Source organism: Bradyrhizobium guangdongense, from assembly GCF_004114975.1.
GTDB lineage: Bacteria > Pseudomonadota > Alphaproteobacteria > Rhizobiales > Xanthobacteraceae > Bradyrhizobium > Bradyrhizobium guangdongense.
In genome coordinates this window covers 5290910-5310618 of record NZ_CP030051.1, presented here as the reverse complement: position 1 = coordinate 5310618, position 19709 = coordinate 5290910, and the positions used below count along the sequence as shown (strand labels likewise).

General features: G+C 64.5%; 22 protein-coding genes and 1 pseudogene. 15 read left to right on the top strand and 8 right to left on the bottom strand.

Annotated features, from left to right (window positions below; translation table 11 throughout):
* Positions 1-65 precede the first annotated feature (65 nt).
* Positions 66-764 (bottom strand): L-2-amino-thiazoline-4-carboxylic acid hydrolase, encoded by a 699-nt coding sequence (locus X265_RS25485; RefSeq protein WP_164938786.1) that lies wholly within the window; start codon positions 762-764, stop codon positions 66-68.
* 139 nt (positions 765-903) lie between these two features.
* Between X265_RS25485 and X265_RS25480 the strand changes: the two genes are divergently transcribed.
* From X265_RS25480 to X265_RS25425, 12 genes are all read left to right on the top strand, one after another.
* Entirely contained in the window at positions 904-1524 is a 621-nt protein-coding gene (locus tag X265_RS25480; protein ID WP_128967311.1) for a LysR family transcriptional regulator, read from the top strand.
* A 96-nt stretch (positions 1525-1620) separates the two neighbouring features.
* Positions 1621-1983: a hypothetical protein gene (locus X265_RS25475; RefSeq protein WP_128967310.1), complete on the top strand. Its 363-nt coding sequence runs from the start codon at positions 1621-1623 to the stop codon at positions 1981-1983.
* A 104-nt stretch (positions 1984-2087) separates the two neighbouring features.
* The gene (locus tag X265_RS25470) at positions 2088-2480 is read left to right on the top strand and encodes a FixH family protein (protein WP_128967309.1); all 393 of its coding nucleotides are present in this window, start codon (positions 2088-2090) and stop codon (positions 2478-2480) included.
* Between the two features lie 85 nt (positions 2481-2565).
* Entirely contained in the window at positions 2566-3978 is a 1413-nt protein-coding gene (locus tag X265_RS25465) for an efflux RND transporter periplasmic adaptor subunit (RefSeq protein WP_128967308.1), read from the top strand.
* Complete coding sequence (locus X265_RS25460; RefSeq protein WP_128967307.1) at positions 3975-7148, top strand: efflux RND transporter permease subunit; 3174 nt, start codon at positions 3975-3977, stop codon at positions 7146-7148. Before X265_RS25465 ends, X265_RS25460 begins: the two co-directional genes overlap by 4 nt.
* Before the next feature lie 150 nt (positions 7149-7298).
* Entirely contained in the window at positions 7299-7478 is a 180-nt protein-coding gene (locus tag X265_RS25455) for a hypothetical protein (protein ID WP_128967306.1), read from the top strand.
* A gap of 55 nt (positions 7479-7533) precedes the next feature.
* A complete protein-coding gene (locus tag X265_RS25450) occupies positions 7534-7761 on the top strand; it encodes a hypothetical protein (protein ID WP_128967305.1) in 228 nt (75 codons plus the stop codon).
* 113 nt (positions 7762-7874) lie between these two features.
* Positions 7875-8315 (top strand): hypothetical protein, encoded by a 441-nt coding sequence (locus tag X265_RS40735; RefSeq protein WP_164938342.1) that lies wholly within the window; start codon positions 7875-7877, stop codon positions 8313-8315.
* Positions 8316-8450: 135 nt separating this feature from the next.
* Positions 8451-8798, top strand: coding sequence for a hypothetical protein (locus tag X265_RS25440; RefSeq protein ID WP_308421651.1), 348 nt, complete (start codon positions 8451-8453; stop codon positions 8796-8798).
* A 176-nt stretch (positions 8799-8974) separates the two neighbouring features.
* Positions 8975-9478 (top strand): DUF417 family protein, encoded by a 504-nt coding sequence (locus tag X265_RS25435; RefSeq protein WP_128967303.1) that lies wholly within the window; start codon positions 8975-8977, stop codon positions 9476-9478.
* Between the two features lie 14 nt (positions 9479-9492).
* Positions 9493-9822 (top strand): antibiotic biosynthesis monooxygenase family protein, encoded by a 330-nt coding sequence (locus X265_RS25430; RefSeq protein ID WP_128967302.1) that lies wholly within the window; start codon positions 9493-9495, stop codon positions 9820-9822.
* A 473-nt stretch (positions 9823-10295) separates the two neighbouring features.
* Entirely contained in the window at positions 10296-10721 is a 426-nt protein-coding gene (locus X265_RS25425; RefSeq protein ID WP_128967301.1) for a hypothetical protein, read from the top strand.
* A 12-nt stretch (positions 10722-10733) separates the two neighbouring features.
* On the opposite strand, the gene arsC is transcribed toward X265_RS25425, so the two are convergent.
* The 4 genes and pseudogenes from arsC to X265_RS25405 form a co-directional block, all read right to left on the bottom strand.
* Positions 10734-11135, bottom strand: a complete 402-nt coding sequence (gene arsC / locus X265_RS25420; RefSeq protein ID WP_128967300.1) for an arsenate reductase (glutaredoxin) — start codon at positions 11133-11135, stop codon at positions 10734-10736.
* Positions 11136-11152: 17 nt separating this feature from the next.
* Positions 11153-12208 (bottom strand): ACR3 family arsenite efflux transporter, encoded by a 1056-nt coding sequence (gene arsB, locus X265_RS25415; RefSeq protein WP_128969400.1) that lies wholly within the window; start codon positions 12206-12208, stop codon positions 11153-11155.
* Positions 12209-12225: 17 nt separating this feature from the next.
* Positions 12226-12330: pseudogene (locus X265_RS41505) on the bottom strand (arsenate reductase ArsC); the annotation flags it as partial.
* On the bottom strand, positions 12323-12685 hold the full coding sequence (locus X265_RS25405; RefSeq protein WP_128967299.1) for an ArsR/SmtB family transcription factor: 363 nt from the start codon (positions 12683-12685) through the stop codon (positions 12323-12325). The gene X265_RS25405 and the pseudogene X265_RS41505, both read right to left, overlap by 8 nt.
* 123 nt (positions 12686-12808) lie before the next feature.
* On the opposite strand from X265_RS25405, the gene X265_RS25400 reads away from it, so the two are divergent.
* From X265_RS25400 to X265_RS25390, 3 genes are all read left to right on the top strand, one after another.
* Positions 12809-13126 (top strand): ArsR/SmtB family transcription factor, encoded by a 318-nt coding sequence (locus tag X265_RS25400; protein ID WP_128967298.1) that lies wholly within the window; start codon positions 12809-12811, stop codon positions 13124-13126.
* 51 nt (positions 13127-13177) lie between these two features.
* Positions 13178-14533, top strand: a complete 1356-nt coding sequence (locus X265_RS25395; protein ID WP_128967297.1) for an NAD(P)-binding domain-containing protein — start codon at positions 13178-13180, stop codon at positions 14531-14533.
* A 75-nt stretch (positions 14534-14608) separates the two neighbouring features.
* Positions 14609-15787 carry an MFS transporter gene (locus X265_RS25390; protein ID WP_128967296.1) on the top strand — a complete coding sequence of 393 codons (1179 nt, stop codon included), beginning with the start codon at positions 14609-14611 and terminating at the stop codon, positions 15785-15787.
* A 239-nt stretch (positions 15788-16026) separates the two neighbouring features.
* Here the strand turns inward: X265_RS25390 and X265_RS25385 are convergent, their stop codons facing one another.
* The 3 genes from X265_RS25385 to X265_RS25375 are packed head-to-tail and all read right to left on the bottom strand — an operon-like array spanning position 16027 to position 19484.
* Positions 16027-16611 carry a DUF1254 domain-containing protein gene (locus X265_RS25385; RefSeq protein ID WP_128967295.1) on the bottom strand — a complete coding sequence of 195 codons (585 nt, stop codon included), beginning with the start codon at positions 16609-16611 and terminating at the stop codon, positions 16027-16029.
* Positions 16608-17186 (bottom strand): DUF1214 domain-containing protein, encoded by a 579-nt coding sequence (locus X265_RS25380; protein WP_128967294.1) that lies wholly within the window; start codon positions 17184-17186, stop codon positions 16608-16610. The genes X265_RS25385 and X265_RS25380 overlap by 4 nt, the downstream gene beginning before the upstream one ends.
* A 9-nt stretch (positions 17187-17195) precedes the next feature.
* Entirely contained in the window at positions 17196-19484 is a 2289-nt protein-coding gene (locus X265_RS25375) for a transglycosylase domain-containing protein (RefSeq protein WP_128967293.1), read from the bottom strand.
* Between the last annotated feature and the right edge of the window lie 225 nt (positions 19485-19709).

The window sequence follows — 19709 nt, the reverse complement described above, 5'->3', positions numbered from 1 at the left end:
TATGTAAACAGATATTGCGCGGCATCTCCCTGCCCGCCGGGCTGCCGCCGGGCCGGCACGGAGCGTCAATCGCCCTGCTCCGATGGGAGCCGCGAGAAGCGGAAATTGCAATGGCTCGCGCCACCCGCCAGCGTCTGCGTCCGTTCCAGAAGAATGCCGCGCGTCGCGTAGGCGTCGAAATCGAGCCCGCAAATGTTCGGCAGGATGTCCTTGTCGCCATGGCGGCCTGCGAATTTGCAGAAGCCGCAGGCCCGGTAGTTGATGCCGAATTCAAAACTATCGTCCGGCCCAGGCGCGACGAAATCGTAGACGAAATCTTCCGGGAATTCTGCCTGATGGCTCTCCGTCGTGCTTCTTGCCGCCTGCTCGCGCAGCAAGGCCTGGTTTTCCGGCGACATGAATTGACGCCCCGCGGCGAGACGTTCGGCCTCGGGCTTGGTGAGCAATTGCGCCTTGTGAGTCCGCTGCTCGATGTCGCGGATCACGGGCAGCGGCACGCCGTGGCGCCGCAGCACGCGGCTCGTCGCCATGAAGCCGGTGAGACGGATGAAGACCTCGCTCATGCGGCTCGCCGCGCCGCCGACATAGGGCATCTGGGTCAGCACGATCTCGAGTTCGTCCATGACCTCCCGCTTGATGCCGTCGATGTCGGACAGATGCGCGCGTTCGCGCAACATCGGCTCGGCGAGATCTAGGCGATGGCGCATCGCCGCCTCCATGGCGCCGCGATGCTGCTCGTAGAAAGGATGGATGGTCTCGGCCACTGGGCACCTCAGGGATTTCAGGATGTTGCGAACCGACCGTATCCGGCGGCATCCCCGCGGTGCAAAGCACCATTGCTTCGCTCCAGCACTAGAAAATCTATTGCAAGACCGCGGCCCGCCAGTGTCAAACTGCGGCGCGATGACCTACACCCTCCCGCCACTCAACGCACTCCGCGCCTTCGAAGCCGCCGCGCGCCATCTCAGCTTCAAGCTGGCCGCGCACGAACTGCACGTGACGCCCGCCGCTGTCGGGCAGCAGGTGAAAGCGCTCGAGGCGCGCCTCGGCGTGCAGCTGTTCGAGCGGCTGCACAAGCAACTCATCCTGACCGCGGCCGGCCAGGCGTATCTGCCTGGAGTCTCCGACGGCTTCCGCCGCATTGCTGATGCGACCTCGCAGTTGAGACCGGCAGGCGCGGTGCTGCTGCAACTGGGCGTCCATGCCAGTCTCGATCTGCGCCGCCTCGCTCTGGCGGCGTTTCGCGAGACGCATGCCGAGATCGGCTTGCGCGTGCTCCAGCCTGCCGGCTTGCATGAACTGGTCGAAGGCAAGGTCGATCTCTTGATCGCCCGCGGCCTCGGCCGTCATCCCGGCTATCGCTGCGACCGCATTGGTGAGGGATCCGGCCTGGGCGATTGGCTGATCGCGCCCGAGGGCACCGCGGATTGCCCGGAGATCGTCAGTTTTCGCGAATGGCTGCGCAGCCAGGCGACCGGGAAACGAAGCGTAAACCGTCCGCGACTGGTCGGCGGCGTCGGATAGGTTTCGGTCACGGATGGTTGACCGGGATCAACGACTGTTTTCCGCGCGCGGATATGTTAGTGAGGTCGTGTTCCGGCCTGACAAGGTAAGTCGCTCTTGCGGTTCGTTCGTACCATTCTGGCTCTCGCAATCGCCATATCCTTGGCGATGCTTCCCGTTGGCGCGTCCGCAGCCCAGCTTGCCATGTCGCCTGACGACATGCAGACGACCATGCACATGGGCGGCGATGCCGACATGTCGATGGACGATTGTTGTCTCGACATGAAGGGGACGGGCTCTCACGCCGGTTACAAGTGCGCGATGGGCTTCTGCTGCGTCGGCGGGATGATCGCGCTGGGCGATGTCAGGCCCATTGCTTTCCAGCATCTCACCGTTGCCGCGAGCAAGATCGCCATACCGGCCGATCAGGTCGTCTCCTTGCACGGCAGCAGTCCTCCCTTCCGACCTCCTCGAATCTGATCTCGCAAATCCTAAAGACGCGAGCGGCACGCCTGCTCGCGACGACGACTGACGTGCGCGCAGCCATGCGCCACGGCGGAAGATCAGATCATGAGGACAGGACTATGTTTTCCAAATTCAGCACTGCGGCTCTGGCCGCCACCCTTTCGCTTGCCGCAACCGCGGCCATGGCGGGCGCCGGCGACTACACCTTCGAACCGGTCAAGGCGGAGATGAAGAAGGGCGACGACGTCACGCTCGCCGTTCGCCTGACCAACAAGCAAACCGGCAAGCCGGTGGCGGACGCGGTCGTCTTCAAGACCCGCGTCGACATGGCCCCTGACGGAATGGCCGAAATGGAATCGGCGGTCGCGCCGCTACCGTCCAGGGAGCCGGGCGTGTACGCCTTCAAGACGGACCTGCCGATGGCCGGCCGCTACCAGCTGACGCTGTCTGTAAAGGTGCAGGGCGAACCGGAGACGGTCACCGGCAAGGTGGTCGTCACGGCGACCAAGTGAGCGTTCGGGCGCTGCCTGGCGGCGCCCGACATTTCCCTTTTTGAATCACACGGACGCGTGCACGAAGGGTGCGCGGATACACGCCATGAAAACGCTGCGTCTCCTGACGGTTCTTGCGCTGGGCGGTAGCCTGGTCGCGAGCTTCACTTGGTCTTCAAACGGTGCGCGCTTGCTTGCCGGCGCCGCGTTCAGCTCGGTGGCATCGGCGGCGGACCGGCCGCCGCTCTACTACCGTGATCCCAGCGGCGCGCCGTTCTGGTCGGCGGGTCCGAAGCAGGACGAGCGCGGGCGGGATTACCTGCCGGTCTACGAGGATCAAGGGATCGCGCCGCAGCCGAAGCCGCAGGCGGAGTCCTCTCGAAAGATATTGTACTACCGCAATCCCATGGGGCTGCCCGACACCTCGCCCATGCCGAAGAAGGATTCGATGGGGATGGACTATGTCCCCGTCTATGAAGGCGAGGACACCGACGACGGCACGGTGAAGCTTTCGCCGGGCAAGATCCAGCGCACCGGCGTGAAATCCGAGCCGGTCGAGCGCCGCGCCATCCGCGTTTCGGTGAAGGCGCCGGGCACGATCCAGCTCGATGAGCGCCGCGTCTCCGTCATCGCGATGCGCGCCGAGAGCTTCGTGCAGAAGGTCGCGGACGTCACCACCGGCACGCGGGTGAAGGCCGGCCAGCCGCTGATGGAGATCTACAGTTCGGCGGTCGCATCCGCCGCGGCGGAATATCTGGCGACGATCACCTCCAAGGTGGTTGGCGGCGTCGAGATGTACGGCCGCGGCTCGCGCCAGCGCCTGGTCAATCTCGACGTGCCGGAGCCCGTGATCGCGGAGATGGAGAAGACGCGCGCTGCGCCCGTCACCATCAGTTGGTCGGCGCCGCGCGACGGGATTGTCCTGGAGCGCAACGCGATCGAGGGCATGCGGGCCAATCCCGGCGATGTGCTGTTTCGCATCGCCGACATTTCGATGGTCTGGGCGCTGATCGACGTCGCCGAGCGCGATCTCGGCAATATCGCGGTCGGACAGCCCGTGACGGTGCGCGCGCGCAGCTTTGCGGGTCGGAGCTTCACCGGCAAGATCGCAGTCGTCTATCCGCAGGTGAACCGCGACACCCGAACCGTTCGTGTCCGCATCGAGCTGGCCAATCCCGACGCGATGCTGCTGCCCGACATGTATGTCGATGCCGACATCGACACGGCCGGCGCGGCGCCCGTCCTGGCGGTGCCCGACAGTTCCGTGCTCGACACCGGCGCCCGGCAGGCCGTCCTCGTCGACAAGGGGGAGGGGCGTTTCGAGCCGCGCCAGGTCCAGCTCGGTCGCCGCGGCGGCGGCTATATCGAGGTGCGGCAAGGACTTGCGGAAGGCGAGGCGGTGGTCACCTCCGCCAACTTCCTGATCGATGCGGAAAGCAATTTGAAGGCGGCCCTCAAGGGCTTTGCCGACGCCGCGCCGCGAGCGCCCGACGCTGGCGCGATGGGAGAGCACAAATGATCGCCCGCATCATCGCCTGGTCGGCGCGCAACCTGCTGCTGGTGTTGTTCGGCACCGGCTTTGCCGCCGCGGCCGGCCTCTACGCGCTGATTCACCTTCCGCTCGACGCGATCCCGGATCTCTCGGACACGCAGGTCATCGTCTACACCGAATATCCCGGGCAGGCGCCGCAGGTGATCGAAGACCAGGTCACCTATCCCTTGACGACGGCGATGCTGACGGTTCCCAAATCGAAGGTCGTGCGCGGCTTCTCCTTCTTCGGCGTGTCGTTCGTCTACGTCATCTTCGAGGACGGCACCGACATCTATTGGGCGCGCTCGCGCGTACTGGAATTTCTCAACGGCGCCTCGTCCAGGCTTCCGGCCGGCGTCACGCCGACCATCGGGCCCGATGCGACCGGCGTCGGCTGGGTCTACCAATATGCCGTCATGTCCAGGGAGTGGAATCTTGCGGACACCCGCACGATCCAGGACTGGAACCTGAAGTTCGCACTGGCCAAGGCCGAAGGCGTCGCCGAGGTCGCCAGCATCGGCGGCTTCGTCAAGCAGTACAACGTCGTGCTCGACCCGCAACGGATGCGCGACCGCGGCATCAGCATGCAAAAGATCCGCGAGGCGATCCGTGCCAGCAACGCCGATGTCGGCGGGCGCACCGTCGAACTCTCCGAGTTCGAATACGTCATCCGCGGCAGGGGCTACCTCAAGAGCATCAACGATCTCGGCAACATCGTGCTGAAGACCTCTGGCGGCACGCCGGTGCTGCTGCGCGACGTCGCCAGCGTCGAGCTTGGTCCGGACGAGCGGCGAGGCATCGCCGAGCTGAACGGCGAGGGCGAAGTCGCCAGCGGCATCGTGCTGCAGCGCTTCGGCGTCAACGCGCTCGACGTGATCGAGAACGTCAAGAGGCGCTTCAAGGAGATCGCGAGCAGCCTGCCGAAATCGGTCGAGATCGTCCCGGTCTACGACCGCTCCAACCTGATCTACGCGGCGATCGACACGCTCAAGCACACGCTGTTCGAGGAAAGCGTCGTCGTCGCCTTCGTGTGCATCGTGTTCCTGCTGCATGTCCGCAGTGCGCTGGTCGCGATCCTGATGCTGCCGGTCGGCGTGCTGATGGCGTTCGGCGCCATGAAGCTGCTCGGGCTCGGCTCCAACATCATGAGCCTTGGCGGGATCGCGATCGCCATCGGCGCCATGGTCGACGCTGCCATCGTCATGATCGAGAACGCCCACAAGCACCTCGAACGCGCCAGGCCCGACCAGTCCCGCGTGCAGATCCTGGTCGATGCTGCATCCGAGGTCGGCCCTGCGCTGTTCTTCAGCCTGCTGATCATCACCGTCTCGTTCATGCCGATCTTCACGCTGGAGTCGCAGGAGGGGCGGCTGTTCAGCCCGCTCGCCTTCACCAAGACGTTCTCGATGGCCGCTGCGGCCCTGCTGTCCGTCACCCTGGTGCCGGCGCTGATGGTGATCTTCGTCCGCGGCAAAATCGTCCCGGAAAGCAGGAACGTCATCAATCGCTTCCTGATCTGGGTTTACCGGCCCGTGATCAAGGGCGTGCTGCGCGCCAAGACGCTGGTGATCGTCGCGGCCATCGCCGTCCTGGCCGTGACGATCTGGCCGGCGCGCCAGCTCGGCACCGAGTTCATGCCGGCGCTGAACGAGGGCACCTTGCTCTACATGCCGACCACGCTGCCCGGCATTTCGGTGACCAAGGCCGCCGAGCTGATGCAGATGCAGGACCGCATCATCAAGTCGTTTCCGGAAGTCGCGTCCGTCTATGGCAAGGCGGGCAGGGCCGCCACGGCGACCGACCCGGCGCCGACCGAGATGTTCGAGACGATCGTCAATCTCAAGCCAAAGGAGCAATGGCGCCCCGGGCTCACCGTCGACGGCCTGATCGCCGAGATGGACAAGGCGCTGCAGTTTCCCGGCGTCTCGAACGCCTGGACCATGCCGATCAAGGCGCGCATCGACATGCTCTCGACGGGAATCCGCACCCCCGTCGGCGTCAAGGTCATGGGCACCGATCTGGTCGAGATCGATCGCCTCGCCAAGCAGGTCGAGCGCGTCCTCAAGGCCGTTCCCGGCACCTCGTCGGCCTACGCCGAGCGCGGCATCGGCGGCTACTATCTGGAGATAGTGCCGGATCGCGAGGCGCTCGCCCGCTACGGCATCCTGATCCAGGACGTTCAGGACACCATCGCGGCCGCACTCGGCGGCCAGACGGTGACGACGACCGTGGAGGGCCGGCAGCGCTTCACGGTGAACATGCGCTATCCACGTGACCTCCGCGACAACCCCAAGGCGATCGCCAGCGACATCCTGGTGCCGATGCCTGCGGGCGGCGCGGTGCCGCTCGGCGAGGTGGCGAAGGTCGAGCCGGCGCGCGGACCGACCTCGATCCGCACCGAGAACGGCCAGCTTGCGACCTACATCTATGTCGACATCAGGGATCGCGATATCGGCAGCTATGTCGCCGACGCGCAGCGTGCGGTCACGGAAAACATCCAGTTTCCCGCGGGCACCTACGTCGTCTGGAGCGGCCAGTATGAATATCTCCAGCGCGCCGCCGCGCGCCTGAAGATCGTGGTGCCGGTGACGCTCACGATCATCTTCCTGCTGCTGTACCTGAACTTTCGCGCGATGACCGAGACCTTGATCGTGATGTTGTCGCTGCCGTTCGCGCTGGTCGGCGGCATCTGGATGATGTGGTGGCTCGGCTTCAACCTGTCCGTTGCCGTTGCCGTGGGCTTCATCGCACTCGCCGGCGTCGCCGCCGAGACCGGCGTCGTGATGCTGATTTATCTCGAGCACGCGCTGGAAGAGGCGAAAGCCAGGCGCAGTGCCGAGGCAAGGCCGCTCACGCGCCGGGATCTGCACGAGGCCATCATGGTGGGCGCCGTCGAGCGCGTGCGGCCCAAGATGATGACCGTGGTCGCCATCATGGCCGGTCTGCTGCCGATCATGTGGAGCAGCGGGACAGGCTCGGAGATCATGCAGCGCATCGCCGTGCCGATGATCGGCGGCATGATCTCGTCGACGCTGCTGACGCTGATCGTGATCCCGGCGATCTTCGGGCTGGTGAAAGGGTGGGGGCTTCCCGCCGGCGATGCGAAGGCCGGTGCAGTGGCGCGCCGCTCCTCGCCGGACATTCCCGAGGCGGCCTGAACTGCCCTCTGACCTCGCTGGCACGGGGGCCCGAGCGCCGTTCGTTTGCCTGCGTGATGCGTCTCACAGTCTGGAAAAACCGCCTGCGATACACCTGCGACCACCAGATGAGAGGGGGCGGCCCCTCCTAGGGAACAGCGGGAGACACACATGACTGAGCATAGCAATCGGAAGCGCAAAGAGCTGGATGAGCGTGAACTGGAGACCGTGTGCGGTGGCTTCATGGATGACGGCGGCTGCATCGGCCCGTGGATCGTGAATGGAAAGATCACCACCCATCAGCCGATGGGCCCGAACCCCTGGCTGCCCGGCGGCATCTTTCACCGCTGAGCACCACACCTCTCAACACGTCTGACACACACATTCTGAAACAGGAGCGACCGTCATGCTGAACTCAAAAAATGGAACGTCTGATATCGTCGAACTGACCGATGCGGAGCTTGAAATGATCGTCGGCGGCAACTGGCTCGGCGATGCCTTCCGCGCGATCGGCAGCGCCATCAAGGGTGCCGTCGAGTGGGTCGGCGGCCTGATCTTTGGCGGCTTGCAGGGCCCTGGCAATTTGCGCGGCCCGTTCGGTCCGGGCTCGGGTCCCGGGGTGCCGCCGCTCTGATCTCATCAAGTTCGTTCGCGACATCAGAGGCCGCTCCGGTTGGCGGCCTCTTTGCTTTTTCCGGCGGCAATTCGGATTGGCTATCGCTGTCCCAAAAAAGTATTGAGCGGGATTTGCGCTTCGTACTGGCGAGCCTTTTCCAGGAGAACGTTGCGCAATTGTCCGTCCGGCAGAAGCTGCGCCTGTTCGCGCGCTTCACGAGCGGCCTCAGCGAGCCTTTCGCTCAGCGTTTTCTCCTGCCGGATCCTTGGTCGTACTTGGCTCATTTGTCCCGTAACGCGGGTTCAGCCGGTGGGTTCCACCTGACGCGCCACGATGTCCGGCGCCGGAACGAGCGGGGCGCCGGTGCGTTATCTCGCATATGCAAGGAGGACATCATGAGCGTTGAAGGCAAGATCAAGGAAGGCGCCGGCTACATCAAGGAAGAGATGAACGAGCACGGCAAGGATGCCGCCAGCCAGCGCAAGGCCCAGGAGGGCCGTGATCTTCGCAACGAAGGCCGCATGGAAGACGGCAAGCCGCCGAAAACCAGCAAGCCGGGCACCGGCCATTAATCCGGTCTGATTTGGAAACCGCCCTCGGTTCATGCCGGGGGCGGTTTTGTGTGAGCTCGCAGCAAGAGGGAGCGCACGGGGGTGCCTTCGGGCGGACGTACCGCGCAACGGCCGACCTCATCCGCGGAGGCCCGAATGCCGCCAACGATCTCACCCCCAGATAACCATGTCGCGCTCGTCATGGCGAGGGACCGACGGACCTTCATCATGCGCAGGCTCCTGAACTGGTTTTTCCGCAATCGTGAAACAGGCGCCATCACGATCGCTCAGAAGCCCAATCTCGTTCTGTGGGTCGTGATGGTGGCAGCCCTTCTGCGGTGGAGCTGGCCGACCGCCGATCAAGTCAGCGTCGCACTGACGGTTGTCGTCAAGGGCGGGCTTCTCGTCTGGGCCGCCGATGAGATCGTACGGGGCGTCAATCCCTGGCGGCGCTGCCTCGGAACGGGGGTTGCCGTCTACGACATGATGACCATTCTGCCGTGAGCTTCGCAAATAGAGGCGAGCCTCGACGTTTCCTTCGAGAAGCAGACTATTCCCCGTGCCCCCCATTTTCTTCTTGGCACTTGCGCAAACAATCGTGAATTGAGCCGCCGCAAGCCAGCGTAACGAAGCGACAAGCGCGGCCGTATAGCCGGCATCCATTGCAAGGGGAAGGCGATATGAAAGAGCTGGCAAGTACATTCAACATTGCAGAAGGTGGGACAGGGTCGTACCGGCCCCTCGCGATCCTGCGCTGGGTCATGGTTGTGATCTTCGTGTCGTTCGGCATGCAGAAATTCACGTTGCAGTCGGCGCAGGGCATCGCCCAATTCATCACCAACAGTCCGTTTGTTTCATGGCTTTCGATCTTCGGATTGAGGGGCGAGGCCTACTTTCTCGGTGTCACCGAATTCGTGATCGCCGCCTTGCTGGCCGCCGGTGCCTTCAGTCCGATCCTGTCGGCATTGGGATCGTTCATGGGCGTTGTTACCTTTGCCGTCACCTGGTCGTTCTTTTTCACCACCCCTGGAGTCGTGAGATGGAGCCTTTCGACCGATCCGATGGCCTGGAATCTGGCGGGCGAGTTCCTGTTCAAGGACATCGTCCTGCTGGGCGTATGCGTCGTGCTGCTCATCGCATCGCTGCCGCGGGCCGGGATCCGGTCAGGTACCAACGCAACATAGGAGGTTTGGACAACATGATCGACGACGTGATCGTTATCGGCGATCTGAAATTGCGTCATGATGCGTCCATCGACGAGCATAACGAGCTTGGAGAACGCATGTATGGCATTGTGAGCCAGTTGCCGGGCTTCATATCCGTCAAATCGTTCAAATCAGAAGACGGGGAGGAATTGACCATTTTCCGATTCTCCTCGGAGAGCGCGCTGGAGGCTTGGCGGACCCATCCTGAACATGTCCGGACGATGAAACGAGGCCACGCAGAATTCTACGTCAGCGGCTTTTTGCAGATCTGCAAGGTTATCCGAGAAGTCGGCCCGTTCGATCACGCGGGGAAGGCCTCATAGAGTTTGCCGCGGCAGCGGGGGACCGGTAGGCCACGCGGCGTCGTTGGATACGTCGCCGCGTGGCATCTGGCCCGGTCAGAAATTGGCGCTCAGGCGCGCGTTGATCGAGCGGCCTGGTCCCCTGACATTGTAGCATAACCCGTGTTGGTGGTGAGATTTGCGAGGTCACTTGCTTGCCGGGAGGGGTCTCCTGTCGTGGGACACAATAGTGATTCCCTGGCCACGGCAACTTCCGTCCGGACATGAAAAAACCGCGACGGATTTCTCTGCGCGGATGTTGCAACTATCGATCGTGCGGCCTGCCGGTGTTTTTGCCCGAGGCTGTCAATCGTCGGGTCCCCAGCGCGGTCGCTTTGCCGTGTGATCTGCAACCCTGATTGTCCACACCCACGACACGCAGTATCGGATGGCGGGTCCGACCTACTAGCGATCGATAATTTGCCAACGTGATCCCGGCTCGCTTTGATGGCGGCATGGGCACCAAATCGCGCGAGGTCATCTGGAGCGGCCGCATCATGGGCGCGGAGATTTCCGCCAAGCACGCCCGCGAAGAGGCGAAGAAGGCCGTGCGTGAGGCCGACCGGGCGGAAGCCGAAGCATGGTCGGTGCGGATGGAAGGCTACGGCGGTCCCGCGCAGCCGTCGCCGACGATCGCGCAATGTCTCAACGGCGGCCTCGCCTGGCTCGAGGTCGAGTGCGCCAGGTGCAAGTCGCGCGCGAGCCTGCCGCTCGATGCGATCCGCCGTCCGCGCGACACCCCGATCTGGAAGCTGGAGGCCTCGCTGAAGTGCCGGTCATGCCGCAAGGGGCGCTCCGCGCCGCCGGTACACATGATCAAGCTGACGGAAGCGCGCAGCATCACGCCATACAAATGGGTGCATCCGACCGAGGAGCGCTAGACTTGGGCAGCGCTAACGCGGTTCGATCACCTCGCCATCTTCCTTCACGAACCGGCCGACGGGATTTTCCAGCAAGTCGAGCACGACTTCCGAAGGCCGGCACAGTCGCGTGCCCTTTGGCGTCACGACGATCGGACGGTTGATCAGGATGGGATGCGCGAGCATCTGGTCGATCAGCTCCTCGTCCGTCCATTTGGGATCGGCGAGGCCGAGATCCTTGTAGGGCGTCCCCTTCTCGCGCAGCAGGGCACGGACCGATATGCCCATCGCTGCGATCAACTGCCTGAGTGTCTCGCGCGATGGCGGCGTCTTGAGGTATTCGATGACGACGGGCTCGACACCGCTTTGCCGGATCATCGCCAGCGTGTTGCGCGAGGTGCCGCAGTCGGGGTTGTGATAGATCGTGACGTTCATGGCCGGGTCTCCAGGCATCATTGCCGGGCTTCCAAGGCCGTCGCAGCTTTGCCGGCACCTGCTTCGTACCAGTTCCGCGTCGCCTTGACGATGCGGACGACGGACAGCATGACAGGCACTTCGACGAGAACGCCGACGACCGTCGCGAGCGCCGCGCCGGAGTCCAAGCCGAACAGGCTGATCGCCGCGGCAACCGCGAGCTCGAAGAAATTGCTCGCGCCAATGAGGGCGGCTGGAGCCGCAACGCACCACGCCACGCCGAATCGTCGGCTCAGCCAGTACGCCAAACCGGCATTGAGATAGACTTGGACGAGAATCGGAACGGCAAGAACGGCGATGACGCCGGGCTGCCTGACGATCTGCTCCCCCTGGAAGCCGAACAGCAACACCAAGGTTGCGAGCAGTGCAACCAGCGACAAAGGCTGCAGCATTCGCATGACTTGGCCGAAGCTGTCGCCGCCTTTTTGCAGCAACACCTTGCGCCACAGCTGTGCGATGAGGACCGGCACGACGATGTAGAGCAGGACGGAGAGCAGCAGCGTGCCCCAGGGGACGCTGATGGAGGCCACACCGAGCAGCAGCCCTACCAGCGGCGCGAACAGGAACACCATGATCACGTCGTTCAGGGCGACCTGACTGAGGGTGTAATGCGGCTCTCCCTCGCACAAATTGGACCACACGAACACCATCGCGGTGCAGGGCGCGGCAGCCAGCAGAATCAACCCGGCGATATAGGACGAGATCTGGTCAGCCGGCAGCAGCGGAGCGAAGAGGTGGCCAATGAAGAAGGAGCCCAACAGCGCCATCGAGAACGGCTTGACCGCCCAGTTGATGAAAAGGGTCACGCCGACGCCGCGCCAATGCTCCCGGACCTGACTGAGTGAACCGAAGTCGATCTTCAGCAACATCGGCACGATCATGAGCCAGATCAGCACCGCGACCGGCAGGTTGACCTTGGCGATCTCGGCGGCTGCGACCGCGCCGAAGAAGCCCGGCATGACGTGCCCCAGCGCCACGCCGACGATGATGCAGAGCGCAACCCACAGGGTGAGGTACCGTTCGAAAATGCCCATCGTCACGCCACATCATGTCTGCCGGACGCCGCGCCATCGGAGCGCAGAATCGACTCGGCGGTGAGCGATGGGGCCGAATTGCCCGTACACAGGAACAGGACGCAATAAACGCGATCAGGCACGACTTCGCTCCTTTCGCTTCGGCGCGCAGCAGGACTGCAAGGTTTGAACGACGGGATCGCAGACTTCAGGACGTCCGCCGCAGCAATCGCGCAGCAGGAAAACCGCGACGTCGCGAAACGCGCCGAGGTTGGCGCGGTAGATGATCGAGCGGCTCTGCCGTTCGGAGGAGACCAGGCGCGAGCGGCTCAGAACCGAAAGATGCGCCGAGAGCGTGTTCTGGGGCACCTCCAGCAAGCGGGCGAGATCGCCGGCCGCAAGGCCGTCAGGCTCGTGCCGAACCAAAGTCCGGAATGCCTCCAGACGTGTTGTTTGGGAGAGGGCGGCGAGTGCCAGAGCGGCTTCTTCGGTTTCCATATATCCAGATTTACGGAATTAACGGAGGCGCGTCAATCGGGATCCGATCCTCTGTGCCTAACATTTCGAATATTCTAGAAATATGGTTTGACAGCCGCAGCCGGGACGCGCATTCTGCCCGGCATGAAGATCGACGACGCAGCAGCACGCCTCGAAGCCCTGGGCAACCGGACACGGCTCCAGATCTATCGGGTGCTCGTCCGGGCAGGGCGCCCGGGCATGCCGGTCGGGCGTTTGCAGGAGAAGCTCAAGATCCCGGCTTCGACGCTGTCTCATCACATCAAGACCCTGGTCTCGGTCGGGCTGGTCAGTCAGATCAGGGAATCCACGACCCTGATCTGCCACGCCAATTTCGATGCGATGCGGGGCTTGGTGGATTTCCTGGCGGCGGAGTGCTGCGCGGACGAAATCGGATGCAGGGACAAACAGACCGCAGCGTGATTTTTTTTGACCTCAGTAATTCGATGATTCTAGAATGATGGGAGAAGATCGGTGCATGACAAGACGGTAGCGATCATTGGAGCAGGGCCGGTCGGCCTCGCCGCCGCAGCGCATGTGCTCGAGCGCGGGATGTCGCCGATCGTGCTCGAAGCAGGTCCGGAAGCCGCGCACGCCATTCGTCAGTGGCAGCACGTCCAGCTGTTCTCGCCATGGGAATACAATGTCGACAAAGCGGCCGCGCGCCTGCTTGCGCCGACGGGATGGAATTCGCCGGACCCGCAGTCCTACCCGACCGGCGGCGAATTGATCGACCGATACCTCGAGCCGCTCGCGACGCGCACGCCGCTTCGCGAGGCGATCCGCACCTGCAGTCGCGTCACGGCGATCAGCCGCGCCGGCTTCGACAAGGCCAGGACGAAGGGCCGGGAGCGGGCGCCTTTCGAAATCCGCTATCAGAACGGCGGGGGTCCCGAAGTGCTGCGCGCCGATGCGGTCATCGACGTGTCGGGCACGTGGTTCTCTCCCAATCCCGCCGGCAGCAACGGTTTGCCCGCGATCGGCGAGCGCGAACGGGCCGACCGCATCGCCTATGGCATGCCTGATGTCCGCGGCGCCGACCGCGCCCGATACGCCGGCAAGACGGTTGCCGTGGTCGGTGCCGGCCATTCCGCTCTGGGCACACTGATCGATCTGGTGCGACTCGCGGACGAGGCGCCCGGCACGCAAGCCATCTGGCTGCTGCGCGGCGCCGACCCCGCAAAGACTTTCGGCGGCGGCCGCAATGACAAGCTGGCCGCGCGCGGCGAACTCGGGTCTGCTTTTGCCGCACTGGTGGCCGCCGGAAGGATCCGGGTCGAGACCGGCTTTGGCGTCACGCATCTGTCGGAGTCCGAGGGCCGTCTCGTCATTTCGGCAGGCGAAGCGCGGAGCGTTATGGCGGATGAGCTGGTCGTTTCGACCGGTTTTCGTCCCGATTTGTCCTTCCTTTCCGAACTGCGGCTTCGGCTCGATCCCGCGATCGAGGCACCCGCAGCGCTCGCGCCGCTGATCGATCCCAACGAGCATAGCTGCGGGACGGTCCGTCCCCACGGCGCGCGCGAACTCGCCCATGACGAACCGGGCTTCTATCTTGCCGGCATGAAGTCCTACGGCCGCGCACCGACCTTCCTGATGATGACTGGCTACGAGCAAGTCCGCTCGATCGTCGCTGACATCGCGGGCGACAAGCAAGCCGCGGCGCGGGTCGAGCTGGTGCTGCCGGAGACCGGTGTCTGCACACGCGGCGGGGTCGAACCCGCGGCTGCAGCGGGATGTTGCGGTGGGCCGGCGAAGCAGGAGCCGTCAGCCTGCTGCGCCGCAGATGAAACGGCCAAGAAGGCGGGCCGCGCGGGGTGTGGGTGCTCATGAGCAAGCCCGCACGAGCCGAACTGGAGACGGGAGGAGCACATTCGTAGCTCGAGCGGCTGGCCGCTGATCGCGATCATGTGCATCGGACAGGTCGGCAATCTGCTGCCGCACGTGACGCTGTCGGCCAATCTGGCGCAGCATCTGATGCCCGCGTGGGGACTTTCCGCCGCCGAAGGCGGGTTGATGGCGAGCGGCTACGCGTTCGGCTACATGCTGGCCGTGCCGGTGCTGACGACATTGACCGATCGCATCGATGCGCGGATCGTGCTCCTGTGCGGCTCGATCGTCAGCGGCCTTGCGACCGTGGCATTTGGCGTCTTGGCTGAAGGCTTCTGGTCGGGAACGATCATCTGGTCGATTGCTGGTTTGGGGTTTGCCGGCGCCTACATGCCCGGGCTCAAGGCTCTGACGGACCGATTGCCCGCCGGCGACATGTCGCGGGCGGTCACGCTGTACACGTCGAGCTTTTCGGTGGGCGTCGGGCTTTCGTTCCTCGTTGCGCAGGTTCTCGCAGATCGCTGGGGCTGGCGGACCGCTTTCTATGTCACCGGCATCGGTCCGATCGCGATGGTGATCGCATGTCTTCTGATCGAAGGGCGCCGGCCGGCCCCGAAGGCCGGGCGGCTGTTGAACTTCAAGCCTGTCTTCGCCAACCGCGAAGCGCTCGGTTACATCTTTGGTTATGGCGCGCATTGCTTCGAGCTCTATGGCGTCAGGACCTGGCTGGTCGGATTCTGGACTTTCGTCGTGGCGCATCAAGGCGCGCCCGCCTGGTTGACGCCGGTGCTGATGAGCTTCTGCTTCGCGGTGATCTCGATGCCGGCCAGCATCCTCGGCAACGAGGCGGCATTGAAATTCGGAAGACATCGCGCCATCACGTTCGTGATGATGGCATCAGCCTGCGTCGCGATCGTCATCGGTCTCAACGCAAGCGCCCCGGCGTGGCTGCTTGCGTTGCTGCTGATGATCTATGGCCTGACGGTGCCGGCGGATTCCGGCGCGTTGACTTCAGGCATGTCCACTGCGGCCGTCGCCGAGCATCGTGGCGCAACGCTGGCCCTGCATTCCACCGTCGGCTTCGGGCTCTCGGCCCTCGGCGCCTGGGGAACGGGCGTCGCGCTCGATGCCGCGGGCGGACCGCAGAGTGCGCGCGGCTGGCTGCTCGCGTTCATCGTTCTGGCGATTGGAATCTTGATGGGGCCGGTGGCGTTGCTCTGGTCGCGGAAGGCTCGCTTGGAAAAGCAACCATCGTGAGGGCGCGGCTCCGTCATGAAAAACCCGCGCCGGATTGCTCCGCGCGGGTCTGACGAACTTTTGACGATGCCATTCTGCCAGTGTTTTGCCCGACGTGTCAAAGGCGGCCGAAGCGGTGTCGCTTCCGGCATCGGGGTGGTGCTGATCGGCCTTTCGAATTAGCAGCAGTTTCGACACCCCGCTACTGTGCATGGGGTTGTTTTCAGCTTTTGCTTCGCGTGGGGCTCAACGCCCGCGCTTCAGCGCCGCCCGCGCGGCGCCTCGGCCTTGGCCGGCGCTTCGGTCTGCGGCGCGCAGGTCGCGGCTTGAAGCGAGCCTTGCGCCTGCGGCATCAGGCCGGGCTCGGCGGCCAGCGCCTTCATCACGATCAGGCCGGTGGTGCTGGGCGAGTCGATGATCAGGCGGTCGGCCGCGGTGACCTCTTCGTCCTCGGGCAGCGCGTTGTGCTGCGCTTCGGTCATTAGGTCGAGCTCGATCACCTTCTTGCCGGCCGAGCGGTCGTTGATGGCGTAATAGGCGATCTCGTTGCGGGTGTAGAACGACACCGAGGTGTAGGCCTGGCTCACCGGCACGGTGAGCTTGATCGGGCCGCCGGAGAGATCGTAGCGGCAGATCGCCAGCGCGAAGGCCGGGTCCATGAACGGCATCGGCGAGGTCTGCGGATCGGCCAGCGGCAGCTGCGTCACGGCGTTGAGCTTGGTCATCGGCGTCAGCCGCGAATAGGCGTCCTGGGTCGCGATCCGCGGCAGCGCCAGGACGCTGACGAGATGGACCACGAGGCCCAGCACCACGCCGGCTAGGATGGTGAAGGCGAGGCGGATCATGAGCAGCCCACCGTCGCGATGGTGGGCATCGGCGCATCGCGCTTGGTGCGCGTCGCAACCCCGACCGGCGTGTCGTAGAGGCGGAACATCAGCGCATAGCGCTCGATGCCCCCGGTCGGCAGCCAGTTGCCGGCGCGCGAGCGCGCGGCGATGTGGATCTCGAACGAGCCGTCGGAGGCGCGCACGATCTCCTGGCTGGTGAAGCCGTAGCGGGCAAGCGAGTTGGCGACGAGATGGCCCTTGCGGTCATACAGCGTCAGCGTCCAGAACCGCGCCGGCGGCGTCACGCCGGACACGACGACGTCGCAGCGGCCGTCGAGCGCCTTCTTCTTGTCGTCCGTGGTCGCGGTGAAGGCGACGCCGTCGCCGGTGCCGATCGGCAGCTCACCGTTGCGTACGATGGTGGCGCGCGAATAGGGATCGACGTCGGCAGTGCCGGTGCGCGGGCGCGCGGTCCAGGCGCCGATGGTCAGCGTGCCGATCTCGGTGCCGCGCGTCGTCGTCATCCAGGTCGCGCCCAAGCCGACCACGGTCGCGAGCAGGAGGGCCGTCAATGTGATCAGGATCAGCCGCACGGGTCTCGATCAGTTCTTGCGCGGGGCGGATGCGTTCGCATTCTCTTCCGCATAGTTCTGCGGGAAGGCGAGCGCGCTCGTCGACGATGCGGGCTTGGCCGGCGTGCTGTCGTCGGAAGCCGATTTGTTCGCGGTCTTGGCGGCGTCGTCGAGCAGCTTCTCGACGCGGACCAGGATGTCGGCGCCGCGCTTGGTCAGGACCGGCGGCGGACCGGGCTTGGTCTCCAGCACCTTAGGCGCCGCATTGGCCTGCGCGTTCGCGATCTGCTCGCGCGGCAGCTTCTGGCCCATGCCGACGCCGGGAATTTCCCGGACCTCGACGCCCTGATGCGCCGCGACCATGATGTCGTGCCAGGTCTGCGCCGGCAGCGAGCCACCGGTCATCCGGTTGGTCGGCGAGTAGTCGTCGTTGCCGTACCAGACCGCGCAGGTGAAATTGCCGGTGTAGCCGACGAACCAGGCGTCGCGATATGCATTGGTCGTACCGGTCTTGCCCGCGGTCGGAATGCCGTCGAGCGCAGCGCGGCGAGCAGTGCCCTCGCTGACGACGTGGCTCATCATGCCGGCCATGTCGGCGGCGATATTCGGCGGAATCGCCTGCCTCGGCTTCGCGCCGTCGCGGTCCCAGCGCCAGACCAGATCGCCCGCGCCGGTGCGCACTTCGAGCACCGCATGCGGCGTCACCGCCTTGCCGCGATTCGGGAAGGTCGCATAGGCGACCGCGTGCTCGAGCACGGTGACTTCATCCGAGCCGATCGGCAGCGATGGCGTGTCGGGCAGCGGGGCTTTGATGCCGAAGCGGCGCGCGACCTCGACGATCTTGGCGCGGCCGATCTTGGCCGGGTTCGGCGCCTTCGGCTGCTCCTTCTGGCCGATCGCGATCGACAGCTTCACCGGCACGACGTTGATCGAGCGCGTGATCGCCTGCGTCAGCGTGACCGCGCCGGAATAGGAATGGCCATAGTTCTGCGGGCACCAATTGCCGATGCAGACCGGGCCGTCGACGACGACCGAGTTCGGCGTGAAGCCGTTCAGGAGCGCCGTGGTGTAGACGTAAGGCTTGAACGAGGAGCCGGGCTGCCGATAGGCGTCGGTGGCGCGGTTGAACTGGCTCGCGCCGTAATCGCGGCCGCCGACCATGGCGCGGATGCCGCCGTCGAGATCGGCGACGACGGTTGCGGCCTGCGTCGCGTGATAGTCGCGGCCGAACTGTCGCAGCTGGTTCTCGATGGCGTCTTCGGCCGCCTTCTGCACATTGGTGTCGATCGCGAGGCGCACGACGAAGACGCGCTCGGTGTAGGATTTCGGGAAGGTGTCGACCAGCTTGCGCATCTCGTCGAAGGCATAATCGAGATAATAGTTCGGCGAGGCCTCGTCGCGGCGGTCGACCGCGAAGGCCGGGTTGCGACGGGCGCCGAACACCTGGCCCTCGGTCATGAAGCCGGCATCGACGAGATTGTCGAGCACGACGTTGGCGCGGGCGCGCGCGGCGGGCAGGTTGATGTGCGGGGCGTATTTCGTCGGCGCCTTGAACAGGCCGGCAAGCATCGCGGCTTCTGCGAGATTCACGTCGCGCGCCGACTTGTTGAAGTAGAAATGCGCCGCGCCGTCGACGCCGAAGGTGCCGCCGCCCATATAGGCGCGGTCGAGATAGAGCTTGAGGATCTCGTTCTTGGTCAGGCGCCATTCCAGCCAGACCGCGAGGAAGGCCTCGTTGATCTTGCGCTCGATGGTGCGTTCGTTGCTCAGGAACAGGTTCTTGGCGAGCTGCTGGGTGATCGAGGAGCCGCCCTGGCGCACGCCGCCGGCCTGGGCGTTGGTGACGAGCGCGCGGGCGGTGCCGGCGATGTCGATGCCGAAATGGTCGTAGAAGCGGCGGTCTTCGGTCGCGAGCGTCGCCTTGATCAGGACATCGGGGAAATCTTCCAGCGGGATCGAGTCGTTGTGCTTGATACCACGGCTTCCGATCGGATTGCCGTAGCGGTCGAGAAACGTCACCGCGAGGTCGGATTTCTTCAGCCAGTCCTCGTCCGCGGTCTCGCGGAAGGCGGGGATGGCGAGGATCAGCATCAGGACCATGCCGCCGAGGCCGATGGTCGCGGCTTCCGACAGCGGCTCGATGAACACCCAGCGCTTCCACCGCCCGACATAGAAACGGTCCATGAAGGTCGAGTAGCGCTCGTAGAGCTCGCGGATGCCCTTGGCCGAGGAGAACAATGAGGAGTCGATGCGTGCATCGAGGTCCAGGAAGAAGTTCCTGACGCGGGTCTTCCAGTTGGATGGCGTGTTCTGGACCACCTAGAACCCTTGAGGCTCGGTTCGAAAGCGTTCAAGCACCCGGCCGGGGCGGCATCGAGACGTCTTGCGGGATTGTTGCGGCAAACCCAAGGCGCCCGTGTCGCGGACCTCAGGGGACTTGCTGTTCTTCTAGCCGAGCAGGGCCTATAAACCAATGGTCACGCTCGCAATTTTGAACAACAGGCCTAATTGAACCCCGGTTCATTACGGGTCTTTTGGGACCGT